Genomic DNA, 16,329 nt, shown 5'->3' with positions numbered 1-16,329 from the left:
AGCCGGTCGGACGGTCCCCAGGACCTAGGCGCTCTGCTCCGCGGCCAGTTCGCGCACGGCGTCGGCGAACGCTTCCCCGCGCTTGCTGTAGTTCACGAACATGTCCATCGAGGCGCAGGCCGGTGCCAGCAGGACCGTGTCACCGGGCTCGGCGAGCCGGGCCGCTTCCCGGACCGCTGCGAGCATCGCCTCAGTGTCGGTCCGGTCGAGGTCGACGACCGGGACATCGGGGGCGTGTCGCGCCAGAGCGTCCCGGATCAGCGCCCGGTCGGCGCCGATCAGCACGGCTCCGCGGAGCTGCTTGGCCGACTTGCGCACCAGCTCGTCGAAGGTGGCGCCCTTCGCCAGACCGCCCGCGATCCAGACCACCGGCTCGTAGGCGGCCAGCGAGGCCTCGGCCGCGTGGGTGTTGGTCGCCTTGGAGTCGTCGATGTAGGTGACCCCGCCGACCTCGGCGACGTGGGCGATCCGGTGGGCGTCCGGGCGGAAGGCCCGCAGGCCGTCGCGGACCGCCTTGGGCTCCACGCCGAAGGCACGGGCCAGGGCGGCCGCGGCGAGGGCGTTGGCGATGTTGTGCGGGGCCGGCGGGCTGACGTCCGCGACCTCGGCGAGCTCCTGGGCGTTCTTCTGCCGGTTCTGGACGAAGGCCCGGTCGACCAGGATTCCGTCGACGACGCCGAGCATGGAGGGGCCGGGGGCGCCGAGGGTGAAGCCGATGGCCCGGCAGCCCTCGACCACGTCCGCGTCCTCGACCAGCTTCTCGGTGGCCGCGTCGGCCACGTTGTAGACGCAGGCCACGGTGTTGCCCTCGTAGATCCGGCCCTTGTCGGCGGCGTACGCCTCCATGGAGCCGTGCCAGTCGAGGTGGTCGGGTGCCAGGTTGAGCACGGCCCCGGAGTGGGCGCGCAGGCTGGGCGCCCAGTGCAGCTGGTAGCTGGACAGTTCCACGGCGAGGACGTCGTACGTCTCCTCGCCGAGCACCACGTCGATGATCGGCGTGCCGATGTTGCCGACGGCGGCGGTGCGCAGTCCGGCGGCCCGCAGGATGGAGGCGAGCATCTGGGTGGTGGTGGTCTTGCCGTTGGTGCCGGTGATGGCGAGCCATTCCGCGGCCGGGGCCGGTCCGGCCTCCGCGGCCGTGCGGGCGGCGCGGAGGGCCGTGCCGGCGTCGCGGAGGCGCCAGGCGATCTCGACGTCGCCCACGACGTCCACACCGGCCTTGGCGGCCTCCAGGAAGAGCGGGCTGTCCGGCTTCCAGCCGGGCGAGGTCACCACCAGCTCGGTGCCCTCGGGGAGGGTCTCCCCCGCCTTGGCACCGTCGGCCAGCCGGCCGAGGCGGGTCTCGATGCCGAGCTCCGCCAGTTCGGCGGCACGGGCCCGGTGGGTGTCCCCGTCACCGTTGTCGACGACGGTCACGGCCGCGCCGAACCGGGCCAGCGCGCGGGCGGCACTGATGCCGCTCACGCCCAGGCCCGCGACGGTGATCCGCCGCGGCAGCCCGTACCGGGCCAGTGCGTCGGGGCCCAGCAGGGCCAGGTACTCCGGGTTGCTCACTTGTCCGCTGCCCATCCGGCGTAGAAGATGCCCAGACCCACGATGACGCACATGCCCTGGATGATCCAGAACCGGACCACCACAAGGACCTCGGACCACCCCTTGAGCTCGAAGTGGTGCTGCAGCGGGGCCATCCGGAAGACGCGCTTCCCGGTGAGGCGGAAGGATCCGACCTGGATGACCACGGACAGGGTGATGAGCACGAAGAGGCCACCCAGCAGCGCGAGCAGCAGCTCGGTGCGGGAGCAGATGGCCAGGCCGGCGAGCGCGCCGCCGAGGGCCAGCGAGCCGGTGTCACCCATGAAGATCTTGGCGGGCGAGGTGTTCCACCACAGGAAGCCGAAACAGGCGCCCATCAGGGCGGAGGCGACCACCGCGAGGTCCAGCGGGTCGCGGACCTCGAAGCAGGCGGCCGGGTTCATCAGGGTCTCCGCGTTGGCGCAGGACTCCTGGTACTGCCAGACGCCGATGAACGTGTAGGCGCCGAAGACCATCACCGAGGCGCCGGTGGCCAGACCGTCGAGGCCGTCGGTGAGGTTCACGCCGTTGGACATCGCCAGGATCATGAACAGCGCCCAGACGACGAACAGCACCGGTCCGATGGACCAGCCGAAGTCGGTGACGAAGGAGATCTTGGTGGAGGCCGGGGCGAGCCCGCGCGAGTCCGAGAACTGCAGCGCGAGCACCGCGAAGGCGATGCCGACGATCAGCTGGCCGGCCATCTTCGCCTTGGCCCGCAGACCGAGCGAACGCTGCTTGACGATCTTGATGTAGTCGTCGAGGAAGCCGACGAGGCCCATGCCGGCCATCAGGAAGAGCACCAGCAGGCCGGAGAAGGTCGGCTCGCTGGAGGTGATCACCTTCGTCAGGGCGTACGCGGCGAGCGTCGCCAGGATGAAGGAGATGCCGCCCATGGTGGGCGTGCCCTTCTTGCCGGCGTGGCCGCGCGGGCCGTCGTCCCGGATGAACTGGCCGTAGCCCTTGCGGGCCAGCAGCTTGATCAGCAGCGGGGTGCCGACGATCGTGAGGAACATACCGATGACACCGGCGAACAGGATCTGCCTCATCGGTCGGCACCCTCGCCCTCAAGCAGCGCCTGCGCGATCCGCTCCAGGCCGATCGACCTGGATGCCTTCACCAGCACGACGTCCCCCGGGCGCAGTTCTCTGCGCAACAGGTCGACCGCCGCCTGCGCGTCGGACACGAGCACCGACTCCTCACCCCACGAACCCTCGTTATATGCGCCCAGTTGCAGCCAGGACGCTTCCCTGCCCCCGACTGCGACGAGCTTGCTCACGTTGAGCCGGACGACAAGCCGTCCGACCGCGTCGTGCTCGGCGAGCGATGCGTCACCGAGCTCGGCCATCGGGCCGAGCACCGCCCACGTGCGTCCCCCTCGCTCCTGGGCGGCGCTGCCCATCGCGGCCAGCGCGCGCAGTGCGGCCCGCATGGACTCGGGGTTCGCGTTGTAGGCGTCGTTGACGATCGTCACTCCGTCCGCGCGCTCGGTGACCTCCATCCGCCAGCGGGAGAGCGTGCCCGCGCCGGAGAGCGCGGTGGCGATCTCGTCGGTGGACATGCCCAGCACGTGGGCGACGGCGGCCGCGGCGAGCGCGTTCGACACGTGGTGCTCACCGTACAGCCGCAAGGTCACATCGCTGCACCCGGAGGGTGTGTGCAGTGTGAAGGAAGGCTGTCCGTGGTCCGTCATCCGGACGTTCGCGGCCCGGACTTCGGCGTCCTCCGCCTCTCCGAAGAGGACCGTACGGGCCTTCGTACGGGCGGCCATGGCGCGGACCAGCGGGTCGTCGGCGTTGAGTACGGCGACGCCGCCCTCGGCTTCGGCCGGCAGGGCTTCGACCAGCTCTCCCTTGGCCTGGGCGATGGCCTCGCGGCCGCCGAACTCGCCGATGTGGGCGGTGCCGACGTTGAGCACCACGCCGATCCGCGGCGGGGTCAGGCCGGTGAGGTAGGCGATGTGGCCGATGCCGCGGGCGCCCATCTCCAGCACCAGGTGCCGGGTTTCCGGGGTGGCGCGGAGGGCGGTGACGGGCAGGCCGATCTCGTTGTTGAGCGAGCCGGGCGTCCACACCGTGGGCGCGTGGCTCTGCAGCACCTGCGCGATGAGGTCCTTGGTGGAGGTCTTTCCGGCCGATCCGGTCAGGGCCACCACGTCGGTGCCGAGCCGGGAGACGACGGCGCGGGCGAGGGCACCCAGCGCCTCCTGGACGTCGGGGACGACGACCGCGGGGACCCCGACGGGCCGGGTCGCGAGGACCGCGGCGGCACCGGCGGCGACCGCGCGCTCGGCGTAGTCGTGGCCGTCCACGCGCTCTCCGTTGAAGGCGGCGAACAGGCTGCCCTGTTCGACCTCCCGGGAGTCGTAGACCACGGATCCGGTGACCTCGGCGGACGGATCCGGTATGTCGTGGAGTTGCCCGCCGGTGATGTCGGCGATCTCGGCGAGGGAGAGGGGGATCACTTAGTTCACCTCGGCCTGTCGGGCCTGCTGGAGCGCGTCTTCTTCGGACACGGCGTTTCCGGGTGCGGCCGCGATGGCGGCGCGGAGCACCTCGCGGTCGTCGAAGGGCCGTACCACGCCGGCCGTTTCCTGGCCCTGCTCGTGGCCCTTGCCCGCGACCAGGACGGTGTCACCGGGCTCGGCCCGGGCGACCGCGGCGGCGATGGCCGCGGCCCGGTCGGCGTCGACGAGGACGGTGCCGCGCTCCTCCGCGGGGACGGAGACGGCGCCCTCGAACATGGCGGCGAGGATCTTCAGCGGGTCCTCGGAGCGCGGGTTGTCGGAGGTCAGCACGGCGGTGTCGGCGTACCGGGCGGCGGCGGCGCCCATCGGGGCGCGCTTGGTGGTGTCGCGGTCCCCGCCGCAGCCGAGCACGATGTGCAGCCTGCCGGTGGTGACTTCGCGCAGGGCGCGGAGCACCGAGACGACGGCGTCGGTCTTGTGGGCGTAGTCGACGACGGCGAGGTAGCCCTGGCCGGCGTCGACCCGCTCCAGCCGGCCGGGGACACCGGGGACGGCGGCGACACCGTCGGCGGCGGTCTGCGGGTCCACCCCGGCGGTGGCGAGCGTGACGATCGCGGCGACGGTGTTGGCGACGTTGAAGGGGCCGGGCAGCGGGGCGGTGGCGCTGATCCGCTGCCCGTCGGGGCCGAGCAGGGTCAGGGTGGAGTCCATGTGGCCGGAAACCACGTCCTGCGCGCGCCAGTCGGCGGCCGGGTCGCCGGCGGCGGAGAAGGTGACCACGGGGATCGTGGACTCCTTGGCCAGCCGGCGGCCGTACTCGTCGTCGACGTTGACCACGCCGACGCGGGCCCGGGCGGGCGTGAACAGCCGGGCCTTGGCCTGGAAGTAGTCCTCCATGTCGGAGTGGAACTCCATGTGCTCCGGGCTGAGGTTGTTGAAGACGGCGACGTCGAAGACGCAGCCGTCGACCCGGCCGAGCATCAGGGCGTGGCTGGACACCTCCATGGCGACCGCGTCGACGCCGCGCTCCCGCATGACGGCGAAGAGGGCCTGCAGGTCGGGGGCCTCGGGGGTGGTGCGCTCGGACTTGATCCGCTCGTCGGCGATCCGCATCTCGACCGTGCCGACCAGGCCGGTACGGCGCCCGGCGCCGCGCAGGCCGCCCTCCACGAGGTAGGCGGTGGTGGTCTTGCCGGAGGTGCCGGTGATGCCGATCTGGAGGAGGGCCTCGCCGGGCCGTCCGTAGATCTCGGCGGCGAGCTCGCCCATCCGGCCGCGCGGGTCGTCCACGACCAGCACCGGGAGGCCGGTGGCGGCGGCCCGCTCGGCGCCGGCCGGGTCGGTCAGGACCGCGGCCGCTCCCAGGGAGGCGGCCTGGGCGGCGAAGTCGGCGCCGTGCAGGCGGGCACCGGCCAGGGCGGCGTAGACGTCGCCGGGGCGGACCGCGCGCGAGTCGTGCGTGATGCCGGTGATCTGCGCCGCGGTTCCCTGCCCGGAGGGGGCCTGGACGGTGCTGCCCAGCAGGGCGGCCAGCTCGCCGAGGGGGATCGGACGGGCCACCGCGGGGCGGGGCGCTCCCGGCGGCGCTGCCGGGGGATTCTGGGCGGTTCTGGGCTGATCAGCGTGGGGCACGGCGGTGAGCGTACCGGGCGCGGCGGGCCCGGCAGGAATTGAGGGGCCCGGGGAGCTCTCGTTCCCGGGTTTCGGGGTGATCGTTGTCACTGGGGGTGCCTCACGCTTTTCTCGGTCGCCGGGCGGCGGTCACGGTCAGGGCTGGAAGGTGACCGGCAGCCCGGCGGGGGCGGTTCCGGTGGGGGCGACCGAAAGGGTCTTGAGGGCGAACTCCATCACGGTCTTGTAGATGGGGCCGCAGATCTGGCCACCGAAGTAGCTGCCCTTGGTCGGGTTCTGGATGGCGCAGTAGACGGTGATGCGGGGGTTGTCGGCGGGCGCGAAGCCGGCGAAGGAGGCGGTGTAGCCCTTGTAGCGGCCGGTGGCCGGATCCACCCGGTTGGAGGTGCCGGTCTTGCCGCCGACACGGTAGCCGGGGATGCGGGCCTTGGTGCCGGTGCCCTCCTGGTCGTCGACCACCGATTCGAGCATGGCGGCCAGCGTCTTCGCGGTCTCCTCGCTCACCACGCGGGTCTTCTCGGGCGCGGGGGCGGGGGTGAACCGGCCGTCGGCGCCCTTGTAGCCGCGGACGAGGGTGGGTTCGGTGCGTACCCCGCCGTTGGCGATGGTGGAGTACACGGAGGCCGCCTGCATGGCGTTGAGGGACAGGCCCTGCCCGAAGGGGATCGTGTACTGCTGCGAGGTGGACCAGTCCCCGGGGTCGGCGAGGATGCCGCGGGACTCCCCCGGGTAGTCCAGGCCGGTGGGCCGGCCGATGCCGAACCGGGTCAGGTAGGAGTGCAGCACCTTGTTGGACTCGGCCTGGTTCTTCCCGAGCTGGCCGGTGGCGAGGATGGTGCCGATGTTGCTGGACTTGGCGAGGACCCCGTTGAGGGTCAGGTACCAGGTCGGGTGGTCGATGTCGTCCTTGAACAGCCGGTCACCGCGGTGCAGCCGGTTGGGGACGGTGACGTGGGTGGTGGGGGTGGCCTTCTTCTCCTCCAGTACGGCGGCCATGGACATCACCTTGGCGGTGGAGCCGGGCTCGTAGACGTCCTGGAGGGCGGCGTTGCCCATGGCCGCGGAGCGGGCCTTGGAGAGGTCGTTGGGGTCAAAGCCGGGGGCGTTGGCCATGGCCAGCACCTCGCCGGTGCGGGTGTCCTGGACGATCACGTAACCGCGGTCGGCGGCCGACTCCTGGACCTGCTTGGTGATGGCGCTCTGGGCGGCCCACTGGATGTCCCGGTCGATGGTCAGCTCGATGTCCTGGCCGGGTTCGGCGGGCTTCTCGCTGGATCCGGCGGTGGGCACGCGGCGGCCGCCGGACTGGGCGTAGGTGACCTCGCCGTCCTTGCCGGCCAGCCGCTTGTCGAAGGAGGACTCCAGGCCGCCGGCGCCGTGGCCCTCGGCGTTGACATAGCCCAGTATCCCGGCGGCGAGGGTGCCGTTGGGGTAGATCCGCTTGCTGCTCTCCTCGTTGAAGATCCCGGCGAGCACGTTGGCGCCCGGGCCGTTGCTCCTCTTGTCGGCCGTCGCCTTGTCGGCGAAGACCCGCTTGAGGTCGCGGATCTGGTTCCAGACCTGCGGGGTCTGGCGGCGGGCGAGGACGACGTACCGGGTGTTCTTGGTGCGCAGCCGGTCGGCGATCTCGCCGGCGTCCTTGCCCAGGATGGGCGCGAGGAGGGCGGCGGCCTGCTGCGGGGCGTCCGGGGCCTTGCTCTCCTCGGGCGTGAACATGGACGGGTCGGCGGTGATGTCGTACGCGTCCACGCTGGTGGCGAGGGCGACGCCCTTGCGGTCGGTGATGTCTCCGCGTTCGGCGGCCAGGGTGTAGCTGGCGTAGCGGTTCTTGGAGGCGACGGCGGAGAAGGTGGAGGCGTCGACGGCCTGGACCTGGAGCAGCCGGACCACGAAGGCGAGCATGACCAGGGTCAGGCCGATGCCGACCAGGCGGAGCCGGGGGCGCGGGCTGCCCAGCTTGATGGTGTGCGGGGCGCGGGGCGGCGCGGGGCGCCGTGTGGCCGGCCTCGTCGCCGGGCGTCCCGCGGGCCTGTTCCCGCCCTGCGGGCGCGGCCGTGCGGGCCCGGGCACGGTCCGCCTGCGCGGCGGCTCCCTGCCGCTCATGCCGCGGCCTGCCGACGTCCGCTGCGCGGGGCTCTCTCCCCACCCCGCCCTCCCCTTGGCTTCGCCGGGAGGAGGGCGGGGTGGGGGCAATGCCCCGCAGGGCACACCACAGCTGCGGGGTGGGTCACGTCGTCACCGTCCGGGTGTCGGAGTGGACTGCGCGGAAGCGTCGGGGGTCGCGGGGGCGGAGCCGCCGGGCGCGGCCGGCTCCGGCTGGGTTCCGGGGCCGGAGCCCGCGGGGGTTCCGGGCGCGGAGCCCGGGGCGGGTTCGGAGGCGGTGCCGGGGCCGGAGCCGACGGGGGCTGGGCCGCCGGGCGCGGCTGCGGCGGGGCCCGCCGGGGCCGCGGGGGGCGGCGGCGGGCTCTGGGCGGGGGTCGGGGTGCCCGCCGTCTTGCCGTCCGCGCCGAGGAAGACCGGGCTGCCGCCGGGGACCATGCCGAGCTCGCGGGCCCGCCGTTCCAGCGCGTCGGGCGCCGAGTGGGCGTCGACGTCGCGCTGCAGGGCCTGCTGTTCGTCGGTGAGCGCGGTGGTCTCCTTCTTCAGCCGGCTCAGCTGGAAGGAGCCCTGGTTGAGGGCCGAGTTCAGCAGCAGCAGGCTGATCAGGCCACCGGCGAGGAGGACCACGACCAGCAGGACGAAGGGGGTGCGGGCGGCCTGTCCGGGCGCCGCTCCCCCGCCGGTCCGGCCGCCGCCGGGCCGCGGGCGGCGCGATCCGAGCCGCGCCACCCGCAACCGCGTCGCGGTGGCCACCCTGTTCACAGGTGCGCCTCGCGGATGCGCTGGACCCCGCGCAGGCGGGCCGGGGCCGCGCGGCGGTTCTCCGCGACCTCTTCCTCCGTGGGCAGTTCCGCACCACGGGTCAGGAGTTTCAGCTTGGGCTGGTACTTCTCCGGTACGACGGGCAGCCCGGGCGGCGCGGTGGACGCGGCGCCCGCCGCGAAGACCGTCTTGACCAGGCGGTCCTCCAGCGAGTGGTAGGAGAGGACGGCGATCCGGCCGCCGACCGCGATCCGGTCCACCGCCGCCGGGATGGCCTTCTCCAGCCCGGACAGCTCGCTGTTGACCTCGATGCGCAGGGCCTGGAAGGTCCGCTTGGCGGGGTTGCCGCCGGTCCGCTTCGCCGCCTGCGGCAGGGCGTCGCGGATCAGTTCCACCAGCCGGGCGCTGTTCGAGAACGGCTCCTTGTCGCGCTCGCGCACGATCGCGGACACGATCCGCTTGGCCTGCTTCTCCTCGCCGTACTGGCGCAGGATCCGTACGAGCTCGCCGGGCGCGTAGGTGTTGAGCACCTCGGCGGCGCTGATGCCCGTCGTCTGGTCCATGCGCATGTCCAGCGGGGCGTCCTGCGCGTACGCGAACCCGCGGTCGGCCTCGTCGAGCTGCATGGAGGAGACGCCGAGGTCGAAGAGGATGCCCTGGACGGCGGGGATGCCCAGACCGTCGAGGACCTCGGCCAGGTCCGCGTAGATCGCGTGGACGAGGGTGACCCGGTCGCCGTAGGGGGCGAGCCGTTCACCGGAGAGCAGCAGGGCGTCCTTGTCGCGGTCCAGCCCGATGAGCCGTACCTCGGGGAACCGCCTGAGCATCGCCTCGCTGTGGCCTCCGAGGCCGAGGGTGCAGTCGACGACGATCGCGCCGGGCTTCTCCAGCGCCGGGGCCAACATGTCCAGGCACCGCTGGAGCATCACCGGGACGTGTCGGGATTCGCTGGTCAATGCGCCCTCTCAGACAACGGCGCGGCAGGCGTATGCGTAGGCGTACGCACCGCGCACGCGGATTCATTTACGTGTACGGCCCTGCGGCCATCTCGGCACGGCCGTCCTCCGGCCGGTTTCGCGTCACTTTAGTCCAACGCCCGGCGCGGTCAACGAACCGGCCCGTACCCGGTGTGCCCCGCTCCGCGCGAACCCCCAAAAGCCGCGAATCACCCGAACAGCCGGATCCTCCACACCCCTGTGGGTTAGCTCACATCAAGGTTCATTGACGTTCTTTGTCCAACCTCACACGAGGCCCACCCGGGCGGTGACCACTAACGTCGTACACATGACGACTTCCGCACACCTGCCCGCAGACTCCGCCGCCGAGCCCCTCGCCGAGCACGCCGGGGGCACCGTCATCGACAACCTGGTCGACCACAACCGCACCTACGCCGGCCGCTTCACCGACCCCGGCATGGACGCCAGCCCGGTACTCCACGTGGCCGTGGTGGCCTGCATGGACGCCCGCCTCGACCTGCACGCCGCGCTCGGCCTGCAGCTCGGCGACTGCCACACCATCCGCAACGCGGGCGGCGTGGTCACCGACGACGTGATCCGCTCCCTCACCATCAGCCAGCGCGCCCTGGGCACCCGCAGCGTCATACTCATCCACCACACCGGCTGTGGCCTGGAGCGCCTGACCGAGGACTTCCGGCACGAGCTGGAGGACGAGGTCGGCCAGCGTCCGTCCTGGGCCGTGGAGGCGTTCCGCGACGTCGACAAGGACGTCCGCCAGTCCATGCAGCGGGTCCGCACGAACCCCTTCCTGCTGCACAAGGACGATGTGCGAGGCTTCGTCTTCGACGTGCACACCGGCCTGCTTCGGGAGATCGACCCCGCTTCGTGAGTGACACGGGGCGGGGACGGCGTCAAGAATGCGGGTTGAACGCCGCCCGGACACCAGTCCGTGCACCCGTCCGTGCACGCGCTGCCGTACCGGGCGGGCGTCCGCACTTTTGATCGCTTTTGGGTGTTTGGGGTGGAGAACCAGGTGACGACCTACGACGACCGTGCCAGCCTCGCTGATCTGACGAGCACCGCGGAGCGGGTCCGCAGGTCGGTGGAGAGCGTGATCGAGGGCAAGCCCGAGGTCGTACGGATCGCGCTGACCGTCCTGCTCGCCGAGGGCCACCTGCTGATCGAGGACGTCCCGGGCGTCGGCAAGACCATGCTGGCGAAGTCCCTGGCGAAGTCCATCGACTGCTCGGTGCAGCGCATCCAGTTCACGCCGGACCTGCTGCCCTCCGACATCACCGGCGTCAGCATCTACGACCAGCAGCGCCGCGAGTTCGAGTTCAAGCCGGGCGCGATCTTCGCGCAGATCGTGATCGGCGACGAGATCAACCGGGCCTCGCCCAAGACCCAGTCCGCGCTGCTGGAGTCGATGGAGGAGCGCCAGGTCACCATCGACGGACAGACCTACGAGCTGCCCTCCCCGTTCATGGTCGTCGCCACCCAGAACCCGGTGGAGATGGAGGGCACCTACCCGCTCCCCGAGGCCCAGCGCGACCGCTTCATGGCCAAGGTCTCCGTCGGCTACCCCAGCCCCGCCGCCGAGCTCCAGATGCTCGACGTGCACGGCGCGGTCAACCCGCTCGACGACCTCACGGCCGTGGCCCACGCCCACGACGTCCTCAAGCTGATCGAGGCCGTCCGCGAGGTGTACGTCGCCGAGCCCGTCCGCCGCTACGTGGTGGAGCTGGTCTCCGCCACCCGCAACCACCCGGACCTGCGCCTGGGCGCCTCGCCGCGCGCCACCCTGCACCTGCTGCGCGCCGCGAAGGCCTCCGCCGCCCTCTCCGGCCGGGACTACGTGCTGCCCGACGACGTCCAGGCGCTGGCCGCGCCGGTCCTCGCGCACCGGCTGATGCCCACCGCCCAGGCCCAGCTGAGCCGGCGCACCGCCGAGCACGTCATCGCCGACATCCTGCAGCGCACCCCGGTGCCCGCCGCGCACCCGAACGCCCACCAGGACGCCCACCCGAACGGCCGGCCGCAGCAGCCGGGCGTCCGGGGCTTCTGATGACCACCGGTACCCGTGGCGGTGCCGGCGGGGAGAGCGCCGGACTGCGCGCGGCGCTGTCCGGGCTCACCACCCGCGGCCGCTCCTTCCTGGCCGCCGGCCTCGCCGCGGCCGTGTGCGCCTTCGTCCTCGGCCAGACCGCACTGCTCCAGGTCGGCCTGCTGATCACCGTCCTCCCGCTGATCTGCGTCTACGCCCTGCACCGCACCCGCTACCGGGTCTCCGGCAGCCGCCGGCTGACCCCGGTGCGGGTGCCCGCCGGCGCCGAGGCCCGGGTGCAGCTGCGCATGGACAACGTGTCCCGGCTGCCCACCGGCCTGCTGATGCTGCAGGACCGGGTGCCCTACGTACTGGGCCCCCGGCCCCGCTTCGTGCTGGACCGGGTGGAGCCCGGCGGCCGCCGGGAGGTGTCCTACCGGGTCCGCTCGGACCTGCGCGGCCGCTACCCGCTGGGCCCGCTGCAGCTGCGCCTGGCCGACCCGTTCGGCCTGGTCGAGCTGACCCGCTCGTTCAGCACGTACGACACGCTCACCGTGATCCCGCGCACCGAGGCGCTGCCCCCGGTGAAGCTGGCCGGCGAGTCGGGCGGCTTCGGCGAGGGCAACCAGCGCTCGCTGGCCCTGGCCGGCGACGACGACGTGATCCCGCGCGGCTACCGGTACGGCGACGACCTGCGCCGCGTCCACTGGCGTTCCACGGCCCGCTACGGCGAGCTGATGGTGCGCCGCGAGGAGCAGCCGCAACGGGCCCGCGCCACCGTCCTGCTGGACACCCGGCAGGAGGCATTCGAGGGCGCCGGACCCGACTCGGCCTTCGAGTGGGCGGTCTCCGCGGCCGCCTCCAGCCTGCTGCACCTGCTCGAACGGGGCTTCTCCGTACGGCTGCTGACCGACACCGGGGACGTGGTGCCCGGGGAGGGCGGCGGCGGGTTCTCGGCGGGCGCCGGGGAGTCCGCCGAGGCCGCCGGGCTGATGCTGGACACCCTGGCGGTCGTCGGGCACTCCGACGGCAGCGGCCTGGCCCGGGCCTACGAGGCGGTCCGGGGCGGGCAGGAGGGGCTGCTGGTCGCCTTCTTCGGCGGCCTGGACGAGGAACAGGCCGGGCTGGCCGCGAAGATGCGGCAGCGCGGCGGCGGAGCGGTGGCCTTCGTGCTGGACCCGGCCGCCTGGACCGGGCGGGCGCCGCAGGACTCCGCCGGGGGCCCGGCGGAGCAGCGGCTGCGCCGGCTCCGCGAAGCGGGCTGGACGGTCGTGCCGGTGCCTCCGGGCGCCGGCTTCGGTGACATGTGGCGGCAGGCCGCGGCGGGCGCCCCGGACGCGCCCTGGGGCCCGGCGGCCGCCACGGGGACTTCGGCGGGGGGCCGGTCATGAGCGGCATGGCGAGACTGACGCTGTTCGCCTGGCTGGCGACGCTGCTGACGGCGGTGTCGCTGTCGCCCCTGGTGGACGCGCAGGGCTGGCTGCTGCAGGCGGGCGGGCTGCTGGCGGTGCAGAGCGGGGTCGGCGCGCTGGGCCGGCGGGTGCCGCTGGCGCGTTCGCTGACGGTTGCCGCGCAGGTGCTGGTCTCCCTGGTGCTGCTGGTCCTGATGTTCGCCGGTCAGGGCCGCTCGGTGGCGGCCTCCGACGGGATCGGCACCCAGCTGCTGACCGGACTGGGCACGCTCTTCCAGGAGGGCGTCGCCGACGTCGGCGAGTACGCCATACCGGCTCCGCAGACCGACGGCATCCGGCTGATGCTGGTCTCCGGGGTGCTGCTGATCGGGCTGCTGGTCGACCTGCTCGCGGTGACTTTCCGGACGGCCGCGGCCTCCGGGCTCCCGCTGCTCGCGCTGTACTCGGTGGCCGCCGGCCTGTCCGGCGGCGAGGGCTGGCTGCTGTTCGTGCTCGCGGGCTGCGGCTACCTGACGCTGCTGCTGGCGGAGAGCCGGGACCGGCTGGCCCAGTGGGGCCGGGTCTTCGGCGGCACCCCCGGCGGGGGCGCCACCAGGGCGGGCGCCCAGGCGGTCGCGCCGCTCCGCACCGGCCGGCGCATCGGCGCGGTGGCGGTGCTGGTCGCGCTGGGCGCGGCGTACGTGCTGCCCACACCGACCGGCGGGCTGCTGGGCGAGAACGGCCCGGGCGGCGCCTCCGGCGGCTCCGGCCCCGGCGGCGGCACCATCTCGGCGGTGAACCCGCTGGTGGCCCTGCAGGACAGCCTGAACAACCGGGACGACCGGGTGGTGCTGCGCTACCGCACCGACAGCCGGCCGGCCGACCAGTACCTGCGGATCGTCTCCCTGGACGAGTTCGACGGCACCGAGTGGAAGTCCTCCGGGCGCAGCCTGACGGAGGTGCCGCAGCGGTTCCCGCAGGCGCCGGGGCTGAGCAGCCAGGTGCGGCTGAACGGCACCGAGGTGCGGACCAGCGTCTCGGCGGCCCAGGACTACGTGCAGCGGTACGTGCCGATGCCGTACCCGGCGACCGGGGTGGAGATCGAGGGGCGCTGGCGGTTCGAGCAGGTCGGACGCACCGTGATCGGCGACGAGCTGGGCAAGAGCAAGAAGCAGACCGTGCAGGGCGCCCAGTACACGGTGACGAGTCTGGTGCTGCGCCCCACCGCGCAGCAGCTGTCGGCGGCGCCGAAGCCGTCCGCGGAGTTCCTGCAGGAGTTCACCCGGCTGCCGGACAACCTGCCGCCGGTGGTCGCGGACACGGCCCGGCAGGTCACGCGCGCGGCCCGGGACGACTACGCCAGGGCGCTGAAGCTGCAGAACTGGTTCGCGGTGAAGGAGCAGGGCGGGTTCACGTACAACACGAAGACCTCCTCGGGCTCGGGCGCGAACGCCATCGCCCGGTTCCTGAAGGACAAGGAGGGCTTCTGCGTCCACTTCTCCTTCTCGATGGCGGCGATGGCGCGGTCCCTGGGCATTCCGGCCCGGGTCGCGGTCGGCTTCACCCCGGGCACCTCGCTGCCGGACGGCAGCATGCAGGTGACCATGAAGGACGCGCACGCCTGGCCCGAGCTGTACTTCGAGGGCGTGGGCTGGACGCGCTTCGAGCCGACCCCGACCCGGGGCACCGCTCCGGACTACACCCGGACCGAGGTGCCGGCCGCGCAGCCTTCGGCACCGGCTCCGCTGCCCTCGTCCAGCGCGAGCACCCCGGCGCCGGCGCCGTCGAAGAGCGCCGACCGGTGCCCGCCGGAGCTCAAGCGGCTCGGCGACTGCGACACCGCGGCCGCGCCGGTCGTCGGCGAGGACGGCGGGGACTTCCCGTGGGGTCCGGTGCTCGGCTTCACCGCGCTGGGCCTCGCCGTGCTCGCCCTGCCGCTGCTGCCTCTGCTGTGGCGCGGGCGGCTGCGGGCGCGCCGGCTCGCGTCCGGGGACCCGCTGATCGCGTGGCGGGAGCTGGGTGACGCCGCGTGGGACGTGGGCATCGCCCCGGACGGTGCGCTGTCCCCGCGCCGGGCGGCCGTCCGGGTCGTCGAGCTGGGCAGGCTGGATCCGGTGGCCGCGGCCTCGGTGCACCGCATCGCCTCCTCGGTGGAGCGGGCACTGTACGCGAAGCCGGGCGCGGCCGCCGGGTATCCGGAGCTGGCCTCGGACGTGCTGCTGGTGCGGGGCGGGCTGCTGGCCGGGGTGGGCCGGGGCGCCCGGCTGCGCGGGCTGCTGCTGCCGCGGTCGGCGGCGCGGATCGGCTGGGCGGTGTCCGCCCGCTGGTCGGCCCTGTCCGGGCGGGTGTCGGCGGGCCTGGCCCGGTTCGGTGCCTCGCTCCCCCGGCCGAAGCGCCTGAAGCGGGGCTGACGCTCTGCAGAAACGCCGGTGCGGCGGGACCCGTTCCCCCGGGATCCCGCCGCACCGGCGTTCCGCTTTTCCGGGCCCCCCGTGCTCCTCGCTTTCCCCCTGCACCTCTCCCGGCACGGGCGAGGGCACCGGTCCGCTCCGCAGCCCCGTGTCGGCGGTGCGGGACCGGTGCCCCTGTCCGTGACCTCCAGTCTGCTGTTTCCGCAGGTGGTGGCCCATCCGTACGCATACTCATCTCTGCGTCTAGGTACGGATACCTAGGTGACGGACACCTAGTTGTACGCGGTGCGGGCCCCCGAGCGGCACCGCCGACCGGGGGTCTGCCGGAATTCCCGGGCCCGAGGGCCGGTTCCGCTTCAGCTGCCGCCGCTCACCCGTCCGCGCAGCAGCAGCGAGAGCGCGGAGTGGACGTCGTCCAGGGACCGCTCCCGCTGGAAGGACTGCCAGTCCAGCGCGGCCACCAGCACCATGCCGACCAGGGCGGCCGCGGTGAGCGGGACGTCGATCTCGGCGCTGAGCTCGCCGCGTTCCACGCCCTCGCGCAGCACTCCCTCGACCACCGCGACCGCCTCCTGGCGGACCACCATGAGGGTGGACTGCCAGGCCCGGTTGGTGCGCCAGAGCTCGGCGACGTACATCTGGGTGAAGGACGGGTAGCGTTCGATGAAGACCAGGCCGGCGCGGATCATCGCGTCGAGGGCCTCGACGCGGGTGCCGCCGCGCGCCTCGGTCTCCTCGGCGGCGGTCCGCAGCGAGGCGGCGAGCAGGCCGACTCCGTGCCTCAGCAGTTCCTCGAAGAGATCCGTCTTGCTCGCGAAGTTGTAGTAGACGGTGCCTTTCGCGACGCCCGCGCGTTCCGCGATCTCGTCGACCGTGGTGGCCGAGAAGCCCTGCTCGGCGATGAGCGTGACGGCCGCTTCGTAGAGCTTCTGGCGGGTCGCCTGCCGGCGCGTGCTGGTGCTGCTTTCCATGGCGCTGATTGTCACAGGTGTCA

General features: G+C 73.0%; 12 protein-coding genes. 4 read left to right on the top strand and 8 right to left on the bottom strand.

Annotated features, from left to right (window positions below):
* Window positions 1–24: 24 nt before the first annotated feature.
* The 7 genes from murD to rsmH form a co-directional block, all read right to left on the bottom strand.
* On the bottom strand, window positions 25–1,569 hold the full coding sequence (gene murD, locus ACGFQ9_RS25840) for a UDP-N-acetylmuramoyl-L-alanine--D-glutamate ligase (protein ID WP_393576890.1): 1,545 nt from the start codon (window positions 1,567–1,569) through the stop codon (window positions 25–27).
* The gene (mraY, locus tag ACGFQ9_RS25835; RefSeq protein ID WP_365109932.1) at window positions 1,551–2,621 is read right to left on the bottom strand and encodes a phospho-N-acetylmuramoyl-pentapeptide-transferase; all 1,071 of its coding nucleotides are present in this window, start codon (window positions 2,619–2,621) and stop codon (window positions 1,551–1,553) included. The genes murD and mraY overlap by 19 nt, the downstream gene beginning before the upstream one ends.
* A complete protein-coding gene (murF, locus tag ACGFQ9_RS25830) occupies window positions 2,618–4,036 on the bottom strand; it encodes a UDP-N-acetylmuramoyl-tripeptide--D-alanyl-D-alanine ligase (protein WP_393576889.1) in 1,419 nt (472 codons plus the stop codon). Before murF ends, mraY begins: the two co-directional genes overlap by 4 nt.
* The gene (locus tag ACGFQ9_RS25825) at window positions 4,037–5,761 is read right to left on the bottom strand and encodes a UDP-N-acetylmuramoyl-L-alanyl-D-glutamate--2,6-diaminopimelate ligase (protein ID WP_393576887.1); all 1,725 of its coding nucleotides are present in this window, start codon (window positions 5,759–5,761) and stop codon (window positions 4,037–4,039) included.
* A 45-nt stretch (window positions 5,762–5,806) separates the two neighbouring features.
* Window positions 5,807–7,774 carry a penicillin-binding transpeptidase domain-containing protein gene (locus ACGFQ9_RS25820; protein WP_393576886.1) on the bottom strand — a complete coding sequence of 656 codons (1,968 nt, stop codon included), beginning with the start codon at window positions 7,772–7,774 and terminating at the stop codon, window positions 5,807–5,809.
* Between the two features lie 132 nt (window positions 7,775–7,906).
* Complete coding sequence (locus ACGFQ9_RS25815; protein ID WP_393576884.1) at window positions 7,907–8,533, bottom strand: hypothetical protein; 627 nt, start codon at window positions 8,531–8,533, stop codon at window positions 7,907–7,909.
* Window positions 8,530–9,459 (bottom strand): 16S rRNA (cytosine(1402)-N(4))-methyltransferase RsmH, encoded by a 930-nt coding sequence (gene rsmH, locus ACGFQ9_RS25810; RefSeq protein ID WP_393577101.1) that lies wholly within the window; start codon window positions 9,457–9,459, stop codon window positions 8,530–8,532. The genes ACGFQ9_RS25815 and rsmH overlap by 4 nt, the downstream gene beginning before the upstream one ends.
* A gap of 358 nt (window positions 9,460–9,817) precedes the next feature.
* On the opposite strand from rsmH, the gene ACGFQ9_RS25805 reads away from it, so the two are divergent.
* The 4 genes from ACGFQ9_RS25805 to ACGFQ9_RS25790 all read left to right on the top strand — a co-directional run bounded on the left by ACGFQ9_RS25805 (window position 9,818) and on the right by ACGFQ9_RS25790 (window position 15,335).
* Complete coding sequence (locus ACGFQ9_RS25805; RefSeq protein ID WP_393576882.1) at window positions 9,818–10,378, top strand: beta-class carbonic anhydrase; 561 nt, start codon at window positions 9,818–9,820, stop codon at window positions 10,376–10,378.
* A gap of 144 nt (window positions 10,379–10,522) precedes the next feature.
* On the top strand, window positions 10,523–11,554 hold the full coding sequence (locus ACGFQ9_RS25800; RefSeq protein WP_393576880.1) for an AAA family ATPase: 1,032 nt from the start codon (window positions 10,523–10,525) through the stop codon (window positions 11,552–11,554).
* A complete protein-coding gene (locus tag ACGFQ9_RS25795; RefSeq protein WP_393576879.1) occupies window positions 11,554–12,924 on the top strand; it encodes a DUF58 domain-containing protein in 1,371 nt (456 codons plus the stop codon). The genes ACGFQ9_RS25800 and ACGFQ9_RS25795 overlap by 1 nt, the downstream gene beginning before the upstream one ends.
* Complete coding sequence (locus ACGFQ9_RS25790; protein WP_393576878.1) at window positions 12,921–15,335, top strand: transglutaminaseTgpA domain-containing protein; 2,415 nt, start codon at window positions 12,921–12,923, stop codon at window positions 15,333–15,335. Before ACGFQ9_RS25795 ends, ACGFQ9_RS25790 begins: the two co-directional genes overlap by 4 nt.
* Window positions 15,336–15,691: 356 nt before the next feature.
* On the opposite strand, the gene ACGFQ9_RS25785 is transcribed toward ACGFQ9_RS25790, so the two are convergent.
* Window positions 15,692–16,306: a TetR/AcrR family transcriptional regulator gene (locus tag ACGFQ9_RS25785; protein ID WP_393576876.1), complete on the bottom strand. Its 615-nt coding sequence runs from the start codon at window positions 16,304–16,306 to the stop codon at window positions 15,692–15,694.
* Window positions 16,307–16,329: the final 23 nt, after the last annotated feature.

This window comes from Streptomyces sp. NPDC048603 (assembly GCF_043199475.1).
Lineage (GTDB): Bacteria > Actinomycetota > Actinomycetes > Streptomycetales > Streptomycetaceae > Streptomyces.
This window is presented reverse-complemented; position numbering and strand designations above follow the sequence as displayed.